The organism is Paenibacillus sp. MMO-58, from assembly GCF_037146255.1.
Taxonomy (GTDB): Bacteria; Bacillota; Bacilli; order Paenibacillales; family Paenibacillaceae; genus Pristimantibacillus.
Genome location: NZ_JBBCVY010000003.1, coordinates 476,633 through 500,833, shown reverse-complemented (window position 1 = coordinate 500,833; position 24,201 = coordinate 476,633). Strand labels below are relative to the sequence as shown.

Annotated in this window: 25 protein-coding genes; 2 read left to right on the top strand and 23 right to left on the bottom strand. The window is 51.4% G+C overall.

The window, feature by feature from the left end:
- Window positions 1-29: 29 nt before the first annotated feature.
- Window positions 30-3,107, bottom strand: a complete 3,078-nt coding sequence (locus tag WFJ73_RS13395; RefSeq protein WP_336773535.1) for a DEAD/DEAH box helicase — start codon at window positions 3,105-3,107, stop codon at window positions 30-32.
- Window positions 3,104-4,756, bottom strand: coding sequence for an SWIM zinc finger family protein (locus WFJ73_RS13390; RefSeq protein WP_336773534.1), 1,653 nt, complete (start codon window positions 4,754-4,756; stop codon window positions 3,104-3,106). Before WFJ73_RS13390 ends, WFJ73_RS13395 begins: the two co-directional genes overlap by 4 nt.
- 234 nt (window positions 4,757-4,990) lie before the next feature.
- Between WFJ73_RS13390 and WFJ73_RS13385 the strand changes: the two genes are divergently transcribed.
- Window positions 4,991-5,146, top strand: coding sequence for a hypothetical protein (locus WFJ73_RS13385; protein ID WP_336773533.1), 156 nt, complete (start codon window positions 4,991-4,993; stop codon window positions 5,144-5,146).
- A 125-nt stretch (window positions 5,147-5,271) separates the two neighbouring features.
- On the opposite strand, the gene WFJ73_RS13380 is transcribed toward WFJ73_RS13385, so the two are convergent.
- The 9 genes from WFJ73_RS13380 to WFJ73_RS13340 all read right to left on the bottom strand — a co-directional run bounded on the left by WFJ73_RS13380 (window position 5,272) and on the right by WFJ73_RS13340 (window position 13,647).
- Window positions 5,272-5,622 carry a hypothetical protein gene (locus WFJ73_RS13380; protein ID WP_336773532.1) on the bottom strand — a complete coding sequence of 117 codons (351 nt, stop codon included), beginning with the start codon at window positions 5,620-5,622 and terminating at the stop codon, window positions 5,272-5,274.
- Window positions 5,623-5,779: 157 nt separating this feature from the next.
- Window positions 5,780-6,607: a PPK2 family polyphosphate kinase gene (locus WFJ73_RS13375; protein WP_336773531.1), complete on the bottom strand. Its 828-nt coding sequence runs from the start codon at window positions 6,605-6,607 to the stop codon at window positions 5,780-5,782.
- Window positions 6,608-6,768: 161 nt separating this feature from the next.
- On the bottom strand, window positions 6,769-7,227 hold the full coding sequence (locus tag WFJ73_RS13370) for a hypothetical protein (RefSeq protein WP_336773530.1): 459 nt from the start codon (window positions 7,225-7,227) through the stop codon (window positions 6,769-6,771).
- Between the two features lie 61 nt (window positions 7,228-7,288).
- Window positions 7,289-8,275, bottom strand: coding sequence for an ABC transporter permease (locus tag WFJ73_RS13365; RefSeq protein ID WP_336773589.1), 987 nt, complete (start codon window positions 8,273-8,275; stop codon window positions 7,289-7,291).
- Window positions 8,268-9,254, bottom strand: a complete 987-nt coding sequence (locus WFJ73_RS13360) for an ABC transporter ATP-binding protein (RefSeq protein WP_336773529.1) — start codon at window positions 9,252-9,254, stop codon at window positions 8,268-8,270. The genes WFJ73_RS13365 and WFJ73_RS13360 overlap by 8 nt, the downstream gene beginning before the upstream one ends.
- Window positions 9,255-9,266: 12 nt before the next feature.
- Window positions 9,267-10,094 (bottom strand): GDSL-type esterase/lipase family protein, encoded by an 828-nt coding sequence (locus tag WFJ73_RS13355; RefSeq protein WP_336773528.1) that lies wholly within the window; start codon window positions 10,092-10,094, stop codon window positions 9,267-9,269.
- A 44-nt stretch (window positions 10,095-10,138) separates the two neighbouring features.
- Window positions 10,139-11,137: a type I glyceraldehyde-3-phosphate dehydrogenase gene (locus WFJ73_RS13350; protein ID WP_336773527.1), complete on the bottom strand. Its 999-nt coding sequence runs from the start codon at window positions 11,135-11,137 to the stop codon at window positions 10,139-10,141.
- 405 nt (window positions 11,138-11,542) lie between these two features.
- Window positions 11,543-11,941, bottom strand: coding sequence for a FixH family protein (locus WFJ73_RS13345; RefSeq protein ID WP_336773526.1), 399 nt, complete (start codon window positions 11,939-11,941; stop codon window positions 11,543-11,545).
- Between the two features lie 149 nt (window positions 11,942-12,090).
- Window positions 12,091-13,647 (bottom strand): HEAT repeat domain-containing protein, encoded by a 1,557-nt coding sequence (locus WFJ73_RS13340; protein ID WP_336773525.1) that lies wholly within the window; start codon window positions 13,645-13,647, stop codon window positions 12,091-12,093.
- 150 nt (window positions 13,648-13,797) lie between these two features.
- On the opposite strand from WFJ73_RS13340, the gene WFJ73_RS13335 reads away from it, so the two are divergent.
- The gene (locus WFJ73_RS13335) at window positions 13,798-14,667 is read left to right on the top strand and encodes a helix-turn-helix domain-containing protein (protein ID WP_336773524.1); all 870 of its coding nucleotides are present in this window, start codon (window positions 13,798-13,800) and stop codon (window positions 14,665-14,667) included.
- A 72-nt stretch (window positions 14,668-14,739) separates the two neighbouring features.
- Here the strand turns inward: WFJ73_RS13335 and WFJ73_RS13330 are convergent, their stop codons facing one another.
- The 12 genes from WFJ73_RS13330 to WFJ73_RS13275 all read right to left on the bottom strand — a co-directional run bounded on the left by WFJ73_RS13330 (window position 14,740) and on the right by WFJ73_RS13275 (window position 24,201).
- Window positions 14,740-15,378 carry an HD domain-containing protein gene (locus tag WFJ73_RS13330; RefSeq protein WP_336773523.1) on the bottom strand — a complete coding sequence of 213 codons (639 nt, stop codon included), beginning with the start codon at window positions 15,376-15,378 and terminating at the stop codon, window positions 14,740-14,742.
- 185 nt (window positions 15,379-15,563) lie between these two features.
- Entirely contained in the window at window positions 15,564-16,319 is a 756-nt protein-coding gene (locus WFJ73_RS13325; protein ID WP_336773522.1) for an amino acid ABC transporter ATP-binding protein, read from the bottom strand.
- Window positions 16,320-16,354: 35 nt separating this feature from the next.
- Window positions 16,355-17,026 carry an ABC transporter permease subunit gene (locus WFJ73_RS13320; RefSeq protein ID WP_336773521.1) on the bottom strand — a complete coding sequence of 224 codons (672 nt, stop codon included), beginning with the start codon at window positions 17,024-17,026 and terminating at the stop codon, window positions 16,355-16,357.
- A gap of 18 nt (window positions 17,027-17,044) precedes the next feature.
- Window positions 17,045-17,923 carry an amino acid ABC transporter substrate-binding protein gene (locus WFJ73_RS13315; protein WP_336773520.1) on the bottom strand — a complete coding sequence of 293 codons (879 nt, stop codon included), beginning with the start codon at window positions 17,921-17,923 and terminating at the stop codon, window positions 17,045-17,047.
- A 129-nt stretch (window positions 17,924-18,052) separates the two neighbouring features.
- Window positions 18,053-18,595 (bottom strand): NAD(P)H-dependent oxidoreductase, encoded by a 543-nt coding sequence (locus tag WFJ73_RS13310; protein WP_336773519.1) that lies wholly within the window; start codon window positions 18,593-18,595, stop codon window positions 18,053-18,055.
- A gap of 117 nt (window positions 18,596-18,712) precedes the next feature.
- Window positions 18,713-19,258, bottom strand: coding sequence for a VanZ family protein (locus WFJ73_RS13305; RefSeq protein WP_336773518.1), 546 nt, complete (start codon window positions 19,256-19,258; stop codon window positions 18,713-18,715).
- On the bottom strand, window positions 19,255-20,628 hold the full coding sequence (locus WFJ73_RS13300) for a HAMP domain-containing sensor histidine kinase (RefSeq protein WP_336773517.1): 1,374 nt from the start codon (window positions 20,626-20,628) through the stop codon (window positions 19,255-19,257). The genes WFJ73_RS13305 and WFJ73_RS13300 overlap by 4 nt, the downstream gene beginning before the upstream one ends.
- On the bottom strand, window positions 20,625-21,290 hold the full coding sequence (locus WFJ73_RS13295; RefSeq protein ID WP_336773516.1) for a response regulator transcription factor: 666 nt from the start codon (window positions 21,288-21,290) through the stop codon (window positions 20,625-20,627). Before WFJ73_RS13295 ends, WFJ73_RS13300 begins: the two co-directional genes overlap by 4 nt.
- Before the next feature lie 124 nt (window positions 21,291-21,414).
- Window positions 21,415-21,867: a DUF2269 family protein gene (locus WFJ73_RS13290; protein ID WP_336773515.1), complete on the bottom strand. Its 453-nt coding sequence runs from the start codon at window positions 21,865-21,867 to the stop codon at window positions 21,415-21,417.
- Between the two features lie 19 nt (window positions 21,868-21,886).
- Window positions 21,887-22,615 carry an NAD(P)-dependent oxidoreductase gene (locus WFJ73_RS13285; RefSeq protein WP_336773514.1) on the bottom strand — a complete coding sequence of 243 codons (729 nt, stop codon included), beginning with the start codon at window positions 22,613-22,615 and terminating at the stop codon, window positions 21,887-21,889.
- Window positions 22,616-22,798: 183 nt separating this feature from the next.
- Entirely contained in the window at window positions 22,799-23,131 is a 333-nt protein-coding gene (locus WFJ73_RS13280) for a winged helix-turn-helix transcriptional regulator (RefSeq protein ID WP_127496324.1), read from the bottom strand.
- A gap of 158 nt (window positions 23,132-23,289) precedes the next feature.
- Window positions 23,290-24,201: a DMT family transporter gene (locus WFJ73_RS13275; protein WP_336773513.1), complete on the bottom strand. Its 912-nt coding sequence runs from the start codon at window positions 24,199-24,201 to the stop codon at window positions 23,290-23,292.

Here is a 24,201-nt window from a genome sequence, read left to right as displayed (position 1 = left end):
ACGAATTTATTACTTGACCACCGGTCGCGCTATTCCGACCAGTCGCGCCGCAACGTGAACAGGTCGCGCAGCGCGTCCGTCGACAGCTCCGTGATCCAGCTTTCCGAGCTTGTGATGACATCGTCGCTCAGCTGCTGCTTGCTCTCGAGCATCTCGTCAATCCGCTCCTCCAGCGTGCCGAGCGATATAAACTTGTGCACCTGCACGTCGCGCGTCTGGCCCATCCGGTAGGCGCGGTCCGTCGCCTGATTCTCCACGGCGGGGTTCCACCAGCGGTCGAAATGGAATACGTGGTTCGCCGCGGTCAGGTTGAGCCCTACGCCGCCGGCTTTGATCGACAAGATGAACACGTTCGGCTGCTCCGCGGCTGGCAGCTCCCGGGACTGGAATTGCTCGATCATCCTGTCTCGCATCGTCTTGGACGAGCCGCCGTGCAAGTACAGGACGGGCTCGCCAAGCTCCCGGGCGAGCACTCGCTGCAGCATTTCGCCCATGCCGATGTACTGCGTGAAGATCAGGCATCGCTCGCCCTCTTCGCGTAGCTCCTTCACGAGGTCGAGCAGCCGTTCGAGCTTTGCGGAGCGGCTGATGAGCATAGCCGATTCGGCTGCTTCCTCTCGTTCGTCCTCCGGCACCGGAACGACTTCCTTCGTAAACAGTACGGGGTGGTTGCACAGCTGCTTCAGCCGCGTCAGCGCAGAGAGGATCGCCCCTTTACGCTGAATACCTTCCAGCTTCTTAACCTCGTCCATCAGCTCCTTGACGGTCTGTTCGTAAAGCGCGCTTTGCTCGCCGGTGAGATGGATATACGTCTTCATCTCGTTCTTCTCCGGCAGGTCGAGCATAATGTTCGGATCCTTTTTCTTGCGCCTGAGCATAAACGGCTTGACAAGCCGCTGCAGCTCCTGGGTACGCTTCTCATCGCGTTCGCGCTCGATCGCTTGGCCGAACCGCTCAGCGAAGACGCGGGCGGTGCCAAGATAGCCCGGATTAGTAAAATCGTAGATCGACCACAGCTCCGCGAGCCGATTCTCGATCGGCGTGCCCGTCAGCGCGATGCGGTGCCGCGCGGGAAAGCTCTTTACCGCCATGGCCTGCTTCGTGTTGGCGTTCTTGATGTTCTGCGCTTCATCGAGGCAGATCGCCGACCACGCATAGCCGCCGAGCAGCTCCTGGTCCAGTGTCGACGTCGCGTATGAGGTCAGCACAAGATCCGCCTCCGCCGCTTCCTCGTAGAATGCTTCGCCGCAAAGCCGCTTGCTTCCATAATGGAGCAGGATTCGCAACGACGGCGCGAAGCGACGCACTTCCTTCTGCCAGTTGCCGAGCACCGAGGTTGGGCAGATCAGCAGGGCGGGACGGCGTCCTCCGTTCGCAGATTCTTCCTCGGCGACGTGGAGCAAGTATGTGATGAACTGAATGGTCTTGCCGAGTCCCATGTCATCGGCAAGAACGGCGCCAATCCCGTACTTCCGCAGAAAAGCGAGCCAGGAGAAGCCGCCCTGCTGGTAGCTGCGCAGCTCCGCATGCAGCGTCGTCGGCACCGGGACCGACGGCCAATCCGTCTGTTGCGTCAGCTGACCGATGACATTCGTCAGGTGCTCGTTCAGCTCAAGGTCCATCTCCAGTTCGCCTTCGTTCTTGTCGTCTTCCTCACCGCCGCTTTCGCCGTCCTTGCCTGTTGTCGCCTGCATGAACAAGCCGCGATTGCGGCGTAGATGCAGCTGCAGAACGTCCTGGAAGGACAGCCCCCGCCGCGGATCGACGCCCGCCATCGCTTTACGGATCTGCGCGAGCAGGGCTGGATCGAGCGGCACCCATTGGCCGCGAAACTGCACGAGCCGCTCGCCGCGGGCGACCAGCTCCCGAAACTCCGCTTCGCTGAGGTCCGTATCGCCAATGGACACGCGCCAATCGAATTCGATCAACGCGTCAAGACCGAAGAAGGACCGACTGCCGCCAGCGCGCTCGGCTTGATCTTCGCCGGGGCGCACCTTCGCGCGCAGTCGTGGCTTTTTGCGGCTCGCCTCCTCCCACCAGGCGGGCAGCAGCACCTGCCAGCCTGCGGCCAGGAGTTGCTGGCTATCCGCTGTCAGGAACCGCCACGCGTCGGCGTCCGACAACGGTGCGCTCAGTACATCCGCGGGGCTACCGGCCAGTCGGTCCGCCGGAAGGCTCGCACGCAGATGCGAGAGCCAGGTCGCGGAGCGCTCATGCACATGAGGCGTCCACCCTAAAGGCCACATCCCGGAGGCTTTCCCGTCCGTAGTCAGCCGAACCGGCACGAGCTTCGCCGGTTCGAGCTTGTCCTGCAGCAAGAGCGCGAGGCGCCAGCTGCCGGCTTCAGCTTCCTCCGGCTCCAGCAGCTGCAGGAGCGGCCGGAACGGCATCGTGTCTGCTTTCCAGCCGGCAGCGACAAGCCAGCCGTGCTCGTCGAGGCCTGCGGCTGCGGTGCGGTCGCGGGAGAACAGCAGCGGGAAGTCGCGTCGCAGGTCGCCGGCGGCTTCCTCCGTGCCGTAATGACGATGAAATACCAACGCAGAGAAGGCCGCGCCAAGGCCGGCGAGGAAGGCGGAGTCTGCACCTTCCGCGCCCTGGGATTCATCGCCCAGGCTACCGGGCTCGTCCCTATCTCCCTCGTCGTCCGGTCCTCCGTATTGGCCGCCGGCCTCGAGGGCGCGCAGCGCCCGGCGCGAATTTGCGTCGAGCTCCGCCGTGTCCCATGTCCACCGCAGCTTGCCGGCCTTGTATGCCTCGAAGCTCGGGATGAATTTTCGCTCGGCGACGCCGCGCTCCAGCGCCGGCGCGAGCGAGGCGAGCAGCGCGGCATCGCCTTCGAGCCGCCAGGTCACATGCTTCGGCAGTAATTCGGGGTTGGCGAAGAACGGTAAGACCATCTCCGCCGGCAGTACGACGAGCTCCAGCTCGTCCCGTAGCTTCTCGATCTCGAGCTCCGTGCCGTAGAAAGACGGCTCGTGCCACGCAAACAGCCTCTGCTTGACGAGTAGCCCTGGCGCGAAGCCGGTCGCATCCGCGCCGTAGATCAGCGCATCGCCCTGTTCGGTCAGGCTCGCTTGAATCGTTAACGTGTCGGCGTACGCGTTCATGACAGCAGTCCTCCTTTGCGTAGTTCTTCCTGCAGTGCCCGAAGCCGGCTATTCCGGCTCGCGAACTCAGTGATGAACTGTCCCCACCTCTCGTCCTTCTTCAGCCGCGAGTACAGCTTGGCAAGCCGCTTCAGCAGCTTCGCCGCCGCTTTGTACCCGTCGCGGTTCTTTTGCAGCACGTATCGTTCCACCGCCTGATGGTAGAAGGGCAGCAGCAGCTCCGGCGCCTCCTTCTCGACCGGTTTCAGTGCGGTCACGCGGAACGACAGCGGCTCCTGGCCCATGCACATCTGAAGGTCGATCCACCGTTCCCACCTCCCATGCGCCGCCAGTGCGTCCTCGTAGATGGTTCGCGAGAACGGCAACATCTCCTGTAGCGTTCGCCACATCACAGGCTCCGCTTCCGGTAACTGCGCTACGACAATAGCCCAATAGTCGCCATAGGACGACAATTCCTCGCTACGGGAACCGACAAGCAGTGATCCGGTTTCCGCTAGCCAGTCGCGCAGCCGGGCCCATTGCTCCGCGCGCTCGAGGACGCCGAGCAGCAGCGCGAGATGCTCAGGCTTCACCATCAGCTTGATTCCATCCCTAGCGAGCATCGTTCGTGCTTCCGCGTCGCGCGCCAGGTAAACCAGAACCAGACACTGCGCAATGGTCCACGGCAGGCGCGATAAGGTCGAACCAAGCTCCGCTTCCGCCGCCCGCAGCTGCCGCAGCTCCTTCACATAGAGCGCTGCCCTTCCGGCTGAGTCTGGGCCGAGCCAGCGCAGCCATAGCGAATAATAGAGTGACGCGAAGCAGCCGAGCGTCTTATCCTCGGTCAGCATGCGCTCGCGGAGAAAATACGCCGTTTCCATCAACCGGTCCCAGTAGGCGGAGCTGTCGTCAGCCAGCGCGAGCTTGTCCTCTAGCAGGTTTCGCGCCTGGCTGCACAGCCCATCCAGCGCGAGCCGCGTATGGTAGCCAATGAATAGGCCAGATTGGCGCGAGTCTGCCTGAGCCGGCTTGACCATCCTTTCCAGCACGAACAGCAGAGCATGAAGCGTGAACAACTGCTCCAGAGCCAAGGGCAGCATCGGCCGCATCGCCTGCAGGTCGGCGAGCAGCTCGCTGGCCTCCTGTGCTGTACGTATTTGCAAGTGCACCGATCCGCGGCGTTCCTGGAACCGTTCGTGCCATTTATAAACGGGGAGCTCGGTCAGCTCCTTCTCCGTCAAGGTCGGCCTGACAGGCTGAGGGGCAGCCTTTTCAGAACCCGCTCGAGATCCGCCGCTTCCGCTGTCCGTTTTGCCGCTAGCTGCCATGCTCTTCAAGGCGCTCCGCGCGTTGGCGAGTGCCTGGATCGGCCGGCCGCACAGCTCCGCGTAGCGCATCAGCGTTGCGGCCATGTGCGTGCAAGCACTGTTCGCGGAGCAGGCGCATTCGCTAGCCGAGAGGTCATCCAGATCGACGGCGACGTCGTACATCCGGTTATCCTTGACGCGCGCATCCACATGCACGCCGTCATCGCGGAGCGCCAGTTCCTCGACTCGTCCCTGTTTATAATATTGAAATCCCCGTATGATCGTTAATTCGTCGAAGCGCGCGGCGACGCCATCCAGCAGCTGCCTCCACGCGACGTCATCCAGCATGTAGTCCATATCCATAATCCGTTGGCTCCCGGTTACGTCGTCATGTATTTTTAAAACTTCGCTCTCTATTATATCAGCTATTCCGCCCGCGGGACTCCAATAACTCCGACATTACTTCAAATGTCTACGACCTCTAACCTGTATAGGCAAATGGAATTGGATGAATGCCTCAGAGGCAAATACCCAAGCATCATTTCTCCCCGCACATATTGTATTGTATACTCCAGACGTAAGGAGGTGTTGTGAATCATGTCAGGATTTGGCCATGGCAATCAAGCTGGTGCAATTCTTGTACTGTTCATCTTGCTGGTGATTATCGTCTGCGGATGTGGCTTTTTTGGCGGCTGGGGCGGCGGTTACGGCCCACAAGTTGGCGGCGTAGGCACAGGTAAAGGGTACTACTAATCGTAGCAAGCCTTTTGTCCCCATGATTGCTTATTAAAGAAATTTCTCCAAAATATAAACCCAAAAGACCTCCTTTTCGGAGGTCTTTTGAGTTTATATTTTCGTATTTTTCTAATATCGAGAATTTATCGATTACCGCCATGACTGGTTAGAGTTCGAGCAGAGTGTTCATTCATAGAGGCATCGATATCAAGCTTGGCTTCTTCTAACAAATACGCGGGGTATTCCCTATCCAGCATTAGAATTACATGCTCAATCAGTCCCTCCTCCAGTACGGAAGCCGTCCGTTGCTTTAACCCTTCAAGTGTTTGTTTAATGAAATCCAACGATTGTTTGTTCATCGAAAATTCCCCCATTTGTTTAATTTGATTATCCCAAACAAAATAAACACTTGCTCCATGGACTTCCAAAAGGAGCAAGTGTTCAACATGACCTAGATTCAGACTGGCATCAAAAGAATGAAACGATTCTGTCATTTCAGATTGGTTCTATTCTTCACAAAATGCAAAATGAATAATTCGAGATACGTTGAAGGCTGCTTCTTTTTTAAGATGTACCCTTTATAACGAAGTTTGAATCACGAAAAAAAGATGAGCCCCTCGAGATTTTCGGAGGCTCATCTTTTTTTCTATATTATTCTTTTGGGGCGTTGGACTGAAGTTGCTCCAGAAGCTTCTGGGTATCGATGTCCGGTTCCGGATAAGAAAGGTCCAACTTCTCCAGGCAGCTTAAAATAATCCGGAGCACCAAGTAGTCGCGGAACCATCGTTCATTGGCCGGAACGATATGCCACGGAGCGTGATTGGTTGCCGTATGCCGGAAGGCATCTTCGTATGCGTCAACGTAGGAATCCCAATATTGGCGCTCCTCAAGATCGCTTGCATCGAATTTCCATAGCTTCTCCGGATTGCTCAGCCGTTGGCGGATTTTCTCCAGTTGAAATTCAGGCGAAATATGCAAGAAGATTTTGATCAGCAGCACACCATTGTTCGTTAGAAGCTTCTCGAAATGCCGAATATGCTTCATCCGGGTTGCTGCTTCCTCATCCTGTATCAAGCCGTGCACCCTGGTAATGAGCACATCCTCGTAATAAGAACGGTTAAATGCGGTAATATAGCCTTTGGCAGGGACAACCTTGTGCGTTCTCCATAAGAAGTCATGGGCAGACTCTTCAAAAGTCGGTTTCTTAAAGCTCTCCGCTCGAAAACCTTGAGGATTCAAATTGGAAAGCACCTTCTTGATGACGCCGTCCTTCCCGCTGCAATCCATCCCTTGGAATAAAACGAGTACCCCATTGGCTTTTGAGGCAAACAACTTGTCCTGCAGATGACGAAGCTTTCGTTCCATGTGTTCAAACTCATCTTGAATGTCTTCTTTACTTGCAAAGCCGCCCGTATCGTTCGGATCGAAGCGGCTCAGACCACGCTTGTCTGCTTTTGTCAGCCGATAGTTTTTCAACATGAGAAACACCTCCTCAGACACTTCTATCATTCCCGACAACTATTCGAGACGGTAGGATCAAAACCCTTCAATTCGACAAAATTTTGGAATAACGCTAACAATAAAAAAAACGGCAGCCATCAGCTGTCGTTTGATGCTTTTATTGGTTATTAGGCTATCTCTTACGTGTCCATGCCGCCATCCGGACCATCAACGATATCGATTACACCGACAGCGATTATGGATACCGCAGCCGCTTTACCCAGTTTCTTGGCGCCATCTTTAATCAGCTGCTTATCATTTTCCTTAATGCCTGTCACAATGTCTTTTCCGCTTTCGACAACGTATTCGATGCCTTGGCCAGCACCTCTGACAGTAGTCGCAACCGCATCTCCAAGATCATCGAGTCCACTCTTGGCCTGCTGCTTATCCGACGTTATTAGGCCTGCGCCAACATCCCATACGCCGCTCGCCGCTTGGCCGGCTAGCTCGCCTGTCTTTGCCGTCACTCTTTCCACGTCATTACCGATTTCTTTAATGTAATCGCTATGAACAAGTTCCCCGGCAACACGTACGGAGCCTCCCAGTACTCTGCCCGTGAAATCGCCCGCCAGCTTTCCGATGCCTTTCAGCAAATCCATGAAGAACACCTCCTATCTTAATCTATTCTGTATAACGGTTAATGACGAACTTCCAGCTATTCTAATTCAAGATATCCTGTTTCGTAAAGACGAAGAACGAAACGGCCAAGGAAGCAATTCCCCAGCAGGCTAAAATGACAAGCGAGAACCCAAGCGTCATGCCCGTGATCGGCGGCGGCGAGCCCTCCAAATAATTTGTCAGCTGCAGGTTGACGGAGAAGATAAATTTCGCGCTGTGCCAGGAAGAAGTCATGTTCCCTAAGAGAGTTCCGGAAATAACGGCCGCCATCATCGTCACGATGCTCGCGGCCGTGCTGCGCACGAGCACGGACACCATCATAGAGAGCAGGGCCACCGTCATGGCCGACACCCAGATCAGCCCGGCTTCCATCAGCAGATAAAGCCATTGCGGAATCGCGTGCACGAAGCTGCTTTCGACCGAAGAGCCTTTGATGACAAAGCCCGTAAATACAGGCATATCCCACCCTTTGTAGCCGAAAACCGCGCCTGAAATAAGATAACAAAGGATGGCGCTGACCACAATGATTAACGATACGTAGAGGCTGAGCGCCACGAGTTTGCTGAACAGGATCTTCCATCGGCGCACGGGCCGTGTCAGCAGCATCTTGATCGTGCCCGTCGTACGTTCGCCCGATACGAGATCGGAAGCGAGGGCAAGTACGAGCAGCGGGAAGAAAAGCGTTACCGCGTTCGACAGGAAGCTTCGAGTGAACGTGACGCCGTCCGGCGAGTTCGGATTAACGTCATGATCCAGGTAATATTGGAGCTGTTGCACGGCGATCCGCCGCGATCGTTTCCATTCTTCCGGGATTCTGTCGCTCGAAAGTATATTTTGGTATTCGCTGATTTGCTGAACGAGCTGATTGCGCCAATCCTTGAAATTCTTCTTATTCGTTTCGGTGATGCGAAACTGGGCGTACGTGAAGATCGGAATGAGGATCAACAGAACGAGCACAATGACGAAAAACCGCTTCTTTTTCCAGATCTTGAGCGTCTCGTTTTGAATTAGCGGGAGCAGTCTATCCAATGCTTTCACCTTCCGTCATCCGTAAAAATAACTGCTCCAGCGTTGGCGCGATGCTATGTACCGACACGATGCCGATGCCGGCTCGTACCGCCTTTTCGATCAGGGACGAGATCCGGTCCGGGTTCATCGCCGTGATGAGTGCTTCTTTCATCCCCGTGAGCAGGCTTTCGTCGATTCGGTGCTCATGCTTGAGCACAAGCTCGACGTCGCTCTCGCCCGCGAGCAGGCGCCGCCCTTCCTCCGGCTGCTCGAATTGCCAGACGACGTAATTGTCAGCACCATGGATTAGCTCGTCCACCGTGCCAACGGCCAACACCTTGCCGTGGCTGATGATTGCAACGCGGTCGCACATCAGTTGAATCTCGCTCAGCAGGTGGCTCGATATAAACAGGCTCATGCCTTGATTGGCCAGCATGCGGACGAATTCCCGCAGCTCCTTGATGCCTTTCGGATCAAGTCCGTTAGTCGGTTCATCCAGGATGAGAAGCTTCGGACGGCCGAGCAGCGCCTGCGCGATGCCGAGCCGTTGACGCATGCCGAGCGAGTAAGTTTTTACTTTATCATGAATACGCGCATCGAGGCCGACGATGGCAGCGACCTCGCGAATGCGTTCGTTATCGATGCCGCGCTGCATGCGCGCGAAATGCTCGAGATTTTCCCAGCCCGTCAGGTAGGAATAGGCTTCTGGATTTTCGACAATGCAGCCGACGTGGCGCATCGCGGCTTCGGGATGGCGGCTGATGTCTTCGCCGCAGATCAGTATCTCGCCTGATGACGGCTTGATCAGATCAACGAGCATGCGGATCATCGTCGTTTTTCCGGCGCCGTTCGGCCCTAGAAATCCGAAGATTTCGCCAGCGCGGACTTCGAACGTGACGTCCTTGATGATCGGCTTGCCGCCGATTTGTTTCTTGACGTTGCGGACGAACAGTACGACGTCCTGGGCAGACTTCCCGGCATCCTGTCTTGCGTGTTGCATGCGCGTTACCTCCTATTCCATGGATTGCACGATACGGGTTGCGATTTGCGCGTACCCGTCGTGATTGGGATGAAAATGATCCGACGACAGGTACCGGCCGATTGCATTCTCGAACAGATCGAACGTTGGAACCATCGTCATGTTGGGGTATTGGTGAAGCAGCGCGTACGCCCGGTCGTTCCACCGCTGGATCTGGAGCGAGCCGCCCCGATATTCCTGGATATCGTAGAACGGATTATACAAGCCCACGTAGATGACCTGCGCATTGGGATTGATCTCATGCAGCCGCTTCACGACCTGCGCCAGCCGGTTCAAGCCCTGTGGCAGTTCGGTCTTCAGCTTATCCAGGTTCAATTCGCCTACCGTCTTGCCCCGACTCGTGCCCGAGGCGATCTGGAACAGATCGTTCCCGCCGATAGTGAAGACGATTATGTTCGCTTGCTTGAGCGCGAAGTTATAGCCCTTATCGCTTTCCAGCAGTTGTGCCAACCGATTGGTCTTCAGCCCTTTGACAGCCAAATTGTTGTTAAGACGGACGGACGAGTCCGGGTATTTCTGCTTCAGCAGCGCAACGACCTGCTTGACGTAACCTTCGCCAGACGCGTCGCCGGTTCCTTTCGTCAGCGAGTCGCCGATAGCCGTGATCGTAATGTCCATTCCTTCGCTCAGCTTTCCTCCCGCCGGCAGAGCCGGTTCGTTTGCTCTTCCCGCGAACGACTCACCTTTCGGATAAAGCATGTCCTTGACGGCGAATCCAAACCCCGCGACCAGCAGCAGGGTCGACAAAACGGCGGAAATGCCGATGATTTTCCATAAGTTTCCGGAGGATAACGGTCTCATCTAAGTAGTCTCTCCTCAATTGTTTGCGCATAAAATTACGTCAGCTATTTATTAGACAAGAACTCCGCAACCTCGGCCAGACGCGTAGCGAAGCCCCATTCGTTGTCGTACCACGTTGCGACGGACAATAGCTCTCCTTCCACATGCGTAAGCGGCAGATCGATGATCGACGTGTGCGGGTCTCCGACTATGCGTGACGATGCCCATTCTCCTTCGAGCACGTCCATGACACCTTTCAAGTCACCTTCCCGCGAAGCCCGGCGGAACATATCGTTCACTTCCTGCACCGAACAAGGCTTCTCCGTGATCAAATTAAGCTCGGCGATGCTTCCCGTGCGGGTTGGTACGCGGTATGCTTTACCCGTAATCTGCAAGTCAGGCCAGATGAATTTGAGCGCCTTTGCCGCACCGGACGAAGACGGGATGATGTTCTCGGCCGCCGCCCAGGAGTCACGGCGGTCTCGCATCGGTTGATCGGTCAACGATTGCGTGTTGGTATAGGAATGAACCGTAGAGAACAGACCGAATTTGATCCCGTAGTTTTCTTTGACCAGCTTTACGACAGCAGCCAAAGCGTTAGTCGTGCAGCTAGCCATGCTTATAATCCGGTGCTTGTCGGGATCGAAGCTGTCGAGGTTAATGCCCTTGAGCAGCACCGCGTCGCAATCGTCGAGTGATTTGCTCGGACCGCTAATCAGGACGCGCTTCGCACCGCGGTCCAGATGCACTTGCGCTACGGAACGAACGACAGCGCGGCCCGTGCAATCGACGACGAGGTCCACGCCGAGCGACTTCCAGTCCGGCACTTCCTTTGACGAATTGATATAAAGAATTTCTCGCCCGCCAATAACCATCTCGCCTTCTTGGGCGGATACGTCCTCGTGCCAACGCTTATAGTTGGAATCCACTTCGAACAGAGCGGCTAGCGTGCCCTCGTCCTTAATATCAGATATCGAGACAGGAACGAAGAGCTTGTCCTCAAGCGCGACGCGAAGCAGTTGTCTTCCGATGCGTCCAAATCCGAAAATCGCAATCTTACCCATTTTTCACAGCCTCCATTTACATCGTCCATAGTTTATTGGGCATAGTGTACGCAGTTTGTCCACTATAAAAAATATCTCTTTTGTATTATTTAACTAAAAGCCATTTTGTAAAACAGCTAAAGCAAATGTCTTTAACTCATTTCTCGACAGGACGCAAACAGGGCTGCCTCTGTTGGAGACAGCCCTATCTTAGTTAATACCGCTGCTATAGTCAGAACCGTGCCAATCGGTACAGAATTAGAAGGTGCTTGCGACTTGCTGGTTATGTGATCCCATACGTCCCCATCATAAGGTACGCCTGACGCTTTGCAAGATGTCAAACTGTCCTGTTTGTTGCGATAAAAGAAGCCGCATCCCCTGTCGGAATGCGGCTTCTTACCTGTCTAATTACTTGTTCACTTTTACCTAAAGACGTAAGCTAATCTTTCTCTCATGCTTGTCTTTCTTCAATGAAATAACCGCTTTCCAGTCGCCGTTCATGGGAAGATAAACCTTGGTACGGTATTCTCCCAAAGCGCTTCTCTCCATTTGCGCTTTCATTTTATGATTCATCCCTTGCATCGACATGAACAGATTAATTCGAACAAGGTCGACATCTACCAGGCTACCGGTAGAATTTTTAATCGTCAATTTATATGCATGGGCAGTAGTGTCACCCTTGTTTGGGGTGTCCTCCATCGAAATCGTCAGATCATCCAGGAATGGGCTTGACGATGGCTTTGAACCGAGACTGCAACCTGCCAGCAGGACGATCAACATAGCGATGCTTGCCGTTGTTATCCAAAGCTTTCGTTTATTCTTCATTGTGATTAAACCATTGGTTAATAAGGTCTGCATGGATCATTTAAGTTAACCCCTTACTTCTCGTGTTGACACTAGTCTAACACGGAGACATTCCTCAATAAAGGGCAATAGAAGTCAAAGCCATGTCGAAAGTTTGACGGATACCTGAACTAAAACGTGCTTTCTTTGTGGGTGTCCGGGCACCAGCGAGCGGCGCGATATTGCTTAATCAGCACGTCTACCGCCCTATCCGTGCGTATAGCCGTCAGCGCTTCGAAAGAGTAGGCTCTCGTATACCGGTCTTGGCTTTGCAAGCCGGACTCAAGCCCATTGATGACGAGATCCGCGTCCCCGTGTTTTCCGATTCGCAGTAAGGATAATGCCGCAGTATAGGCAATTTTGTTCGTTATATATTCTTGGTTGTATACAGAAGTGCCTGCATGGAAGTCCCCTTTGCCGGCAGACTCCCGCGCAACCGCTTCTTCTAGCATCCGGACCAATGCCGGTACAGTCTCATCCGCCGGCTCGGCGATCATACCGAGCGCTTCAACGACATTGCGTCTCACCCACTCGCTTGCGTCATTCAACGAGATAATTAAAGTGGGAACCGAGGAAGAAGCTGTGGACCCAAGCATCCCCAGCACGAATGCGGCCAGTGCCCTTTTATTCTCGTCTTGATGAGTAAGCAGTTGAACCAGACCGGGAATGGCCTCCTTGCCGGAAGCTTGTAGTCCATAGGCTGCTCGCTGTGCTGTTAACTTGGATCCTTCTCCTATTTCCCTCAACAATGCCGTTGTGCCTGAATCCCCTATATGACCAAGCGCATAGACGGCATTTAGTGCCACATTCTCTGAGGAATCGCGTATAAGCTCCGTCAACTTCGGAACGGCAGCCGCTGCGGCTTTACCGGCGAGGCCAAGCTTGTCGGCTGCCTTGCTGCGAACAAATTCATTCTCGCTAGACAAAGCCTCGATCAAAATCGGTACATCTGTATTATCTCCTACAGCGGTCGTCGCCTGGTCCCCTTCTCCCTTGAGCCAGTACCAAACATCGTTCCATAAATTCAAATGCGCATCCGCCGCGTTGGAAGGGAAAACAGGTTCCGCGTTTGAATGATTCCAGCTTGGAGATTTGGGCTCGGATAAACGGACAAATTGGAACTTAAGCATGTAACGGTCTAAATTGGACGTGTTCAGGGATGCCTTATGCCATAGATCGAAGTGAACGAGCGCAATCGTGCCCGCCTTTCCAGTTGGCAGCAGCGTTGACTGGTTCGGGAATTTTTCATTGTATTGGGAGCCTGGCATAATTGCCGTCGGACCCATCTCTTCCGTAATATCCTGCGTGTAGTAGAACATCATGACCCACCATGGACGATGACTGCGCATGGAGGACCAAAAGCCGTCTTTATGCCACTCTCCGCCTCCCGGCTTTCCGTTACCCGGCTGATTGAAATGCATATGGCGATGCGGGTGCATATAATAGTCAGGTCCTAGGACGCTAGTCAACGCGCCTTTCGTTACCGGTGTCTCAAAGAACTTCTGGATGTCCGGTACGCGAGGCAAAATATTATTGCCGGGATTTCCCTCATTTTGTAGGACGAAATCGATTTGATTCATCACGCTTCGATGCAGCTCTTCCGGTAAATCGTTCTGAAGAACAAGGTATCCGTTCGTAATAAACTGAATCATCTGCTCGTCATTCAACAAAGTTAACGCATTCGACATTTTTGGCAGCCCCTTCATGAACAAGTATTTGTGATATATTTAATGTAACTGGGGCCGCCTGATTTGTATTTAGCTTACAGTCTGCTTGTTGCACAATAGTCAGGTGAATTTGAAAAATTATTGATTGATACAGAGAGGGGCATCGCCACGATGGATTTCTCCAAATTCCATCCGTACGTCTATTACGCCACGAAGTACCCGTTCTACCGGGGACAGACCAGCCTTAATCGATACGTTTACACGAGCTCCATTTATTTCGTTACGGAGGGAAAAGGCATCTTTCGTCTGGGGGACTCCGAACATGTTGCTTCCCCTGGCATGATGGTCTATATGGAACCGGGTCAAGCCCACGACTGGATAGCGGATGCGGACGAGCCTATGACGCATGTATGCTGCTATTTCGATTGGTATTATATCGACCGTACGGAAGCTTTTAAGGATGAGGCAGCCCCTATCTGCTATGACCGGGATTTGCTGCAAACGGATCTGCTTGGCGAAACATTTCCTTATCCGCTGCCTGATATCTCAAACGTAGGGGCATCGCTGTTAAGCTGGACCGATTTGCTGCAGAGGAGCTTTATCTCTAACGAGCATACGAATGAACGGACTTTTTTGCGCAGTATGTCGGCTCAGAGCCATTTTGCCGAATTCATCCATCAATTCCTGGCGTTCTCGCTGCAAGATTCCTATATCCCTGATCCTCGTATCAGCAAGCTGCTGGAGCGAATAGAAGCCGAGCTGCTGAGCGGGGCCGATATCAATCTGGAGCGCTATTATGACGAGATTGGCGTAAGCAGAGGCTACTTCTTCGAGTTATTCAAACGAACAACCGGTTTATCGCCGATCCAGTACATCAATCAGTTCCTCATTAGCCGAGCAAAAGAGGATTTACGCTCTTCCAATCTCAGCATTATGCAAATCGCGGACAAATACCATTTTAGCTCCCTGCATTACTTTTCCAGAACGTTCCGCAAGTACACCGGCAAATCGCCTCAAATGTTCCGCGAATCGGAGCATTAACGAAACAACAAAACCGCGATTTACGCGGTTTTGTTGTGAATAATGACGTTTGAATTCCTCTGATGGCTTTTTCTACTCATCCCATTTCGAATGAAGCACGCTATGACAAAAATTAGGACGTTTGAATCCAGGAAGAAACATTTCGCATACGTCCGCGTTAATCGTGCCGTACGTCGTTTCTGGCTTATGTTTGAAGCCCTCCAAGAAAGCATGCAGGATCTCATGCTTGAAATCGTTCCGGGGAAACGCCTTGACCACTTGTTCCCGTAATTCGGCTGAAATGAGATCGAAGTTCTTCCCCACGACATCATATCCCACTCCAAAATTCATCAGCGCAGCTTCCGCTTCCTTATATTCCACGATTCCGATGCTAGTATGAAGGGCTACCGCATCCCAGACAAGTCGAATGTTTTCTTCCGGCACTCCGCGACTGCGCAAAAAATCACGGGCTGCATTTGCCCCGTCGACCTCAAATCGCTTGTCAGCGCTTCGGAATGCAGAAGTAAGACCAATATCATGAAATAGCGAACTGATGTACAGCAATTCAGGGTCATATTTAATTTGATTCTGATTACCTTTCATAGCCGCAAACAAAAATACCCGGTTCGAGTGATTCCACAAAAGCTCATTCCCATGCTCGCGCAATAGCTCCGCTGCTTCAACGGCCAACTTACTATCCGGAATCTTTATATCCGCAATAAAATTTGACATCTTCAATTTCACCTCTACTCTTTTATTTTAATAGTTTGAAGATTATCGAACTAACAAGTTCATTCTACGAATTTCATCATGATTTATCAATATCGTTATTTTTATAGAAACGATAGATGAAATAAATCATTAAAAACCGCGTATATACGCGGTTTTTAATGGGAGTGCCAGCATGCGCTGCTGCCTTATAAGGCGCTTTCATCCATCAACAACGAGAGAAACTGCCGGGTACGAGCTTCGCGGGGCTGACTGAACATCTGCTCTGGCAGCCCCTCCTCCACAATGACACCTTCATCAAGCAGCACAATACGGTCCGCCACTTCGCGGGCGAACCTCATCTCGTGGGTAACGATGATCATCGTTCTCCCCTCTTCCGCCAATTCCCGAATGACCTTCAACACCTCGCGCACGAGCTCTGGGTCCAGCGCGGAAGTCGGCTCGTCGAACAGCAGCAGCTCCGGATCTATAGACATCGCCCGGGCAATTCCTACCCGCTGCTGCTGCCCTCCAGACAGCTGATGCGGGTAAGAACCGGCCTTGTCTGCCAACCCAACCTTCGCAAGCAATTGTAACGCCTTTGTTCGTGCTTCGTTCTTTGGTCTGCGCCGAACCGTGATTTGCCCTTCCATCACGTTTTGGAGCGCAGTGAAATGAGGAAATAAATGATAGGCTTGAAACACCATGCCTGACTGGCGGCGCAATGCCAGCACATCCGCCTTTCGCGGCTTCGAATTCGGCCGGAACTCGAGCCGAACCTTCCCGATTGCGACTGTTCCCGATGTAGGTATCTCGAGCACATTTAAACAGCGCAGCAAGGTTGACTTTCCGGAACCGGAAGGTCCGATCAACACAAGCACCTGCCCTTGTTCCAGCGTCAAATTGATACCGCGAAGCACAGAAGTGTCGCCGAATGATTTGGTTAATTCGCGTACTTCGATCATTGGGGTTAAACCTCCTAAAAATGAACCACTCCGGGTTAAGCCGTAAAATATCGATTGAAAAATATTTCAAGCTGCCGTTGCAGCAATGCCAGTATGGAGCAGAAAATCAAATAAATTAAGGCGACCTCGCAGTAGATCAACAGCGGCTCGTAGACAGCCGCGGTGATTTGCTGCCCTTTTTGAAATAGCTCCGTAACCGTCACCGTTGCGGCCAGCGATGTATCCTTTACCAACGAAATGAACGAATTGGACAGTGGCGGCACCGAGACCCTTGCCGCCTGAGGCAGAATTATACGGCGCAGCGCCTGCAATCTCGTTTCCCCTAGCGAGAATGCGGCTTCCCACTGTCCTTTTGGAATGGATACGATTGCCGCTCGGATGATCTCCGATCCGTAGGCACCGACACTAAGCGTAAACCCGATGACCGCTGCGGGGAACGCGTCAATTAGAATGCCAACGCTGGGAAGCCCATAGAAAATAATGAACAATTGAACCAAGAGCGGCGTCCCGCGTATAATCCAGACGTAGAACCTCGCTATTAGAACAATCGGATAAAACTCCGACAGCCGCGCGAGTGCCGTTAAAAGCGCCAGTACAAGTCCCAGCGCGAATGAAATCAATGTAAGAGGAACCGTGAATGCGATTCCTGCATGCAGCAGGGGCAGGAAGGAGTCGGTGAAAATATCCAGGTTTGTTCGTTCATTCATGATGCCCTACCCACCCTTTTATTTCGAAACGTCCTCGCCGAAATAGGTTTTGGAAATTTCCAAGTAGCGGCCGTCCGCCTTCATATCTGTAATCGCCTTATTAACGGCATCAACGAGCTCCTTGCTTCCCTTGCGGAAAAGCATGCCGCTCTGCGACACTTGGTCGGTCTCCGCAACTACCTTTATCGGTACGTCAGGACGCGCTTTCTTCAAATCCAGATAGGATAATTTATCGTTGATCGTCGCATCAATTCGTCCGGACGTGAGTAAATCGATAGCCTGATTGAACCCATCTACCGAAACGAGCTGCGCTCCGTTCGCTTTGGCGATGTCGCCAAGGTCGCTGGTAAGCGACTGGCCGGACTTCTTCCCTTTGAGGTCCGTTAGACTTTTGATGCTAGTATTGCTTTCCTTCACAATCAGAACCGCCTTAGACAGGATGTACGGGTCGGAGAAATCGTATTTCGCCTTCCGGTCGTCTCGGATGGTAACTTCGTTTGCCACCATATCAAAGCGCTTCGCGTCCAATCCGGCAAGCATACCGTCCCACTTCGTTTCAACGAACTTCGCTTTAACTCCAATGCGCTTAGCGATCTCCTCGGCGATTTCAACATCAAACCCCGTCAGCTTGCCGCTTTTGTCATGGAAAGTAAACGGTGCGTATGTACCTTCCGTGCCGATCGTGATCTCGCCGTTCGACTTAATCGCCTTCAGTGAATTATCGGACGCCGCGTTACCGCTATTCGTCGTGTTTCCCGTACCGGCTGTCCCGTTGTTCCCGTTATTAGTGCCGGTATTTGCGCCGTTATCGTTGTTTTTATTGCCGCATGCCGATCCGCCAAGCAGAATTACCGCGAATAACAGCATGAAGCAGATGTTTTGCTGCCAAGTCTTCATATGCGAGTCCTCCTTTTATTTGAGGATAGTATTCCAGCCTCTCCCTTTGGTTATCCCCCTTCATCCTCTTCTCCTTGGCGCATTAAAAAACCGCCCCTTAGGGGCGGTTTCCTCGCATGCAAGACAAGCTTAGCTGTGAACCAAGGTTGGCTTAACGCTGCGAATATGCTTGATGTAATCGGCTTTGCTCTGCGCAAGACGCTCGTCGGTCAGGTTTGAAGCATCGTTTAATGCGAAATGTGGCAAGTACTCGCAGCTGATGAAATGAGCCAATGCTTCGACTGGGCGCAGAATTTCTTCAAGCGTAAATCGATTAAACCCTGAATGTTGATACGACTCGTTTGTACCGTAGGTTGAAACGGCAACGCCAATTTCTTTGCCGGCTATTTTACTGCCATCGGATCCATACGCCCATCCGTATTGCAGAACCTCATCAAACCATTTCTTTAACAAAGGCGGCGTGCTGTACCAATATAACGGATATTGGAAAATGATCCGGTCGTGGGATTCGATAAGTTTTTGCTCCTGTGAAACATTGATTTTTTCGTCCGGATAGGTTGCATATAATTCGTGAATGGTGATGTCTTTATGGTTTTGCAATTCGTCTCGCCATGCTTTATTGACTCTTGAGGCTGCCATATTAGGATGAGTGATGATGACCAGCGTTTTCATTGTTTATCCTCCATTCAATAAAAAAGCTTAAGCTTTGTATTTACTCCGTTGTTTAGAGTACCCCAAGGTTCAGCTTATTATCGAGATGGCTTAAGTTAGGCAAGCTTTAGCAGTTTTTCAATATCTCATTTTTATCATGAACAATAAATAGTAAGTAACCGGCAATCCTACGATAGTCGAGATGACCGAGATTGCAGTCATGACTCTGTTCTTATTTCGCAATATAAAGAGTAAAAACCTGTAAACGATAAGGCCAACGCATCCGCCTATTGAATTTAGAATGATATCGTCAATATCCGCCGTTCCAATGCCTAAAAGTCCCTGAATGATTTCAACGAACAAACTCAACATGATAATAGACAAAACATTGGTTATGTAATTGTTCTTAAATAAGGGCAGATAGACGCCAAGGGGGATAAAAATAAGGATATTGCCCATCACATTTGCAAAAGCAAATCGCTTTAAATTAGCCGTGCTGCCAGCAATGTATTCCGTTATGCTATGAAAAGGCACGAGATTCATGGACCTTGTTACCGGCCTTTGACTATTAAAGATCTCCGTTATCGAAACTCTCGATAAGAACAATATTTTAATCAACACAAGGATGTAACAGATGAAAACACCATATAAAAAGACGGTTTCTATTCGTTGTCGCGTATTCATAAATTCTCCTTCTTCACATCCTTCGTACTTACGGGCAAGTGCATCCAAAACAGAACGCCGTCAGACGTGTTTTCCAAATCATAATCGGCGTGCAAGGATTCTAACGTTTTGCGGACAATGGCCAGACCCAAGCCGCTTCGTTTATTGTTCCGACTTCGCGCTTGATCCACGCGGTAGAACGGGTCGAACAGCTTCGGCATTACCGCATCGTCGATTCTCACCCCCTTGTTCAACACGCAAAGGCGGCATTGACCGGCGACAGGAGTGCTCCATACCCGGATCTCCCCGCCGTCAGGCGTATTCTGCACCGCGTTTAATACGATGTTCGACAGCACCTTTTTTATCATTTTAGGATCGGCAAAGCAGGTCTGACCTTCAGGAATAACCGTAACGATACGTTGTCCTTTTGCCTCGCATAATGGATGAAAGCTAGGCAGCATGTCCGCAACGATACGACTGATGTCGAGTTTCTCGGGAGCGGGTACGATTTTTCCGTCGTTCAGACTGACGATCTCCAATATATCGGAAATCATTTTGCCCTGCGCGTCCATCATCTTTAAGCATTCGCGCAGGTATTTGGGATGATCTTTGTAATCGCCTATATTTTCAAGCATTCCCTCCAGCAAAACGCTTGTAGCCGCGACAGGCGTTTTTAACTCGTGGGAAGCCGCGGAAAAGAAATAGCGCTGCGTTTCCTCAAGCTCGCGTTCTCTCAAGATTTCTTCCTCTAACTTGGAGATGGTTCTTTTCAGCCTGTCGTACATGGAATGAACGTCGCGAGCCAATACCCCAAGCTCATCTTTGCGTTCCGGGAGAGGCGGGACCTCTTCGAGATTCGCCATCTTGGTTGTATTATCCGCCAAAGCTTTGATTGGCTTCGTCATCTGTCGGGCAAAGATAAACGATGCTATGACGCAGACGACTAGCATGCCGGACAATATAACCATCACCCGCGAAATCAAGTTGCCGTATTTTAGCGAAAACACATCGTCGTTGAATACGTGGAGCGCATAGCCGTTTCCAAGATACACGAGGAACGAAGATCTTTCCCTCTCGGCCTTTATGTCGGTCAAACTGCTGGCTGGATTAGCGGCGGGCGTTACATAAACAATGCTGCCGCCTTCGTCCGTAATATAGAAACGAAACGATTGGTTTCGATCATGGAATTGATCCGCGATCTCCGTAATATCGACATTCCCTTGTGACCGTTCAATTAACTGCTTGTATGTCCCGCTGATTTTTTGGAGTTGGAGGCCGGAATAATAAGACATGATTTGCGTTGAAAATAAGGCTGCCGTCGCGCCGACCAACAACCCCGAGAAAATGATGGTGTAAATGAATACTTTGATGAATATTCCGCTTCTTTTCAAAGCGAGTCTTCCTCCAATCGGTAACCTACGCCGCGAGCCGTCTTGATGATATTTTCAGGCAGCTTTGCCCGCAGATTTTTGATATGCGTATGAACGGTGCTGCCGTCGCCGTCAAAATCGTATCCCCACACGCGCGATAAGATGATTTCATGGGATACCGTCCGGCCCCTGTTCTGAACCAATAGCATAAGGATCTCAAATTCTTTGAGCGTCAGGGGCAGCTCTACGCCACAGTAAAGCGCTCTGAAATCATCCGGCAGAATCGTCAGGTTGCTGCAGCGTATTTCTTTTGCCAACGCGCCGCTTCGCCTGAGCAGGGCTCCCACGCGTTTTAGCAGAAGCTGAATCTTGAATGGCTTTGTCACATAATCGTCCGCTTCCGCGTCAAACGCCTTGATTTGGTTTTCATCGTCTGAAAGAGCGGTCATCATCAGTATGGGCGTATTATTCAGCTTGCGAAACTCCCGTAATAGCTCATGACCACTCATCCCGGGCAGCATGATGTCGAGAATGACAAGCTGGTAAATATGATTATAAAAGTTTTTGTATGCTTCGTTACCGTCTATGCAGACATCTACTTTATATCCGGCTTCGATTAAAAAGGTTTTGACGGTATTGCCTATATGTTCGTCATCCTCGACAAGCAGAATTCGTATGTCCATAAATATTCCTCCTGAAAAAAATAGCATGCTCATCTGTAGTTTAACTGTAGTTATAAGATTTTTCTCTTCCCCTGTCAAAAATACGAAAAGCCCTTATGCAAGGGCTTTTTCCGAATCAGCATGATTAGAATGGCTTAACGACCATAAGTACCAATATAACAACCATCAGCAGCTGTGCCGCAATCTCAAGGGGTACGATCTTTTTTATCCACAATCTGAACTCGGCCGGTATTTCCTTACTGTGGTCCTGGCTTTCGGCAGTAAGCTTAAAGATCTTCTTCATACGCGGCTCAATCCATCCATCAATCATGACGACCATGACGAGCGATAACAGAATGGCCGTATTCAGCCATAATTGAGATAATCCCAGCTTGGTTATGATCATAAGACCAATACCGGTTAAAATGAGTACGGTTCCGCCGATCTTGAGAATAATGGTAAGTTTAGCCGTCACACCTAAAGCAAAGTTCAATTGACCGACGGTTCTAGCGGATCTTCTAATGATAGGCATTACGAATGCGGGCCCAATGACGGCGATCATAGCGAATATATGAACGACCAGCAGTAATCCAAACAAATTTTTATCTCCTTTCCCCTTAGCGCACCGTGATATGGCTTTGATAAGCTAAACCAACCCTTTTTCTATGAAACGCTCCTCCGAGTTCAAGATAGTCCAACATGCAGGTTACGACATCATCATAGGTTACATCGAGCTCTTGAAGCCGGCTGAACAAGTGACCGGCTATATCCGCCTCGGAATATTCCTTGATCGTCTCCGGCATCGGAATGGGCAAAGCATCCGTTGTAACATGCAGATGAGCCTGTGCCGGCAGCTCGTTTGAATTGATCATTGTACCCGGACACATGATGGACCAGTCAAGCTTCGTCTGCTGCAGCCTTTCGAGATTCCGGTTGTGATTCCTATACTCGGGCGGAAAGCCGGGTAAATGGTTGCCGATAAGGTCCGTATTCGGAATATCCAGCAGGCCGGCTCCTCCCATCATCCATACCCGTCCGGAGAAGCTGGATTGCAATTCGCATTGGCTGATAATGTTATCGACCATACGAATAAACTCTTCTCCCTGGCCCGCATGGCCGGCTGCAAGAATAGCGGCGTCTTGATGCGCGAGCGCCTCACCGACACTCGCCGGGTCCAAAATATCGTCTGCGATCACCTTCACATGCTTTGCGTAATGCTCGCCTAGTTGTTTATAAAGCTTTTCGGCATTTCGCACGAATGCGGTCATCTCATGCCCCCTTTTTATCCCCTGAACCAACACTCTTTTTCCCGTATTGCCCGTCGCTCCAAAAACAATCATTTTCATTGTTGATTCCTCCTCTTGAATAAACCCTAATATTGGTTAATTCAAACTTAGCACCGCTTCAAAATGTTGTTAAGAACCCACTTTAAAGTAGGGTACTAACTTAAAAGTAAGTATCAGGATTAAAGCCGCGGGAAGACAAAAAAAAGCTGCCCGGGATGTGGCAGCCTGTTGTTTGAACCAGCTCTATGACGCTGACTCTTCATATTTCCGCTTATTATGATTTTCTCCCCAAGCACACATCGCTTCCGCTACGGGAATCAAGGTTTTGCCATACTCGCTTAGCGAATATTCTACCCTTGGAGGGACGTCGGGATAGACCGTTCTGTCGACGATGCCTTCTCGTTCCAAATCACGGAGATGCTGCGAGAGCATTTTTTGGGATACATCGGGTATTAGCTTTTCCAGGTCGTTGAATCTCTTCTTGGATTCCATCAGATGCCATAAAATCAGAGGCTTCCATTTGCCGCTTAAAACATGAAGGAGCGTCTCGACCGGACATTCACGCTGATGAATCATTGACGAATCATCCCCTTACTTTTAAGTAAGTGCATTTCCTAAAAATTAACATAGCACACGATAGCTCTACAATCCAGTCGGTCATTTAAACGCAAAGAATCTGCCGATGTGTATTTAACCGGCAGATTACAATCAATGATTGCGATTGGGGTTTCTACTTACAGGTCCGTGGTTTTACTTAAATCCGGCTTAAGCAGCGGCAGGCCGGTAGAAGCGAATACTCCCAGCAAGACCAAAGCCCCTCCCCACAGCTGGACGTGTCGGATCGGATCACTGATAATCCAATGACCTGCCATGAGCGAGATAAATGGAGGTAGATTCATAAATATTGCCGCTGTTCCCGGTCCAGCCTCCGCCACTCCCTTTGTCCACCAAATGCCGGATACGGCTGTAATAAAGGCAAGCAGAATCAATAGAATCCAAGGCATCGATTGGTTTGAAGCTATCCATCTTCCCGCATACGCCTCGCTCCCCGCAATAGGAGCCATCATAAGCATGCCGATACCAACGGAATTTAGGTTCATGGTGCGCAACGACATCTTTTTCGCCAGAACAGGCGTAAACATCATGCTGGCGGTCATGCCTAACATTGCAAAAAATAATAGCCCGTCTCCGGCTGTAAGCCGTAAACGGTTATCCCCGATACCAACAATGATCGCAACCCCGGCAAAGCCGATGATTCCTCCGATCAGCTTCATGGTAGTCAGGTGCGTCTTCAGCGTTAGTCTCTCGAGGAAAATAGCAGCTAGCGGAGCCGCAGCATAGATCAAAGAAGCATTTGCAGCCGTGGACAAACGAAGTCCCTCAAAATAGAACGGCTGTTGAATCAATGTTCCGAATGCGGAAGACATCAGCAGGAGCAACCATGTCTGATGAGATAGTCTCGTTGTTTCTTTTTTTCGGTAGAGCAAAATCACGATCCAAGTCCAAGTTAGCGCCATTCGAAGGAAAGACAGCCCCATCGGTGAGAAGGATTGAAGCAGATGGGCACTAATTACGTAGCTGAACCCCCACGAAATGGACGTGCCAAGCAATGCCATTACTGCCGATTGACGCCCACTCCTCATCAT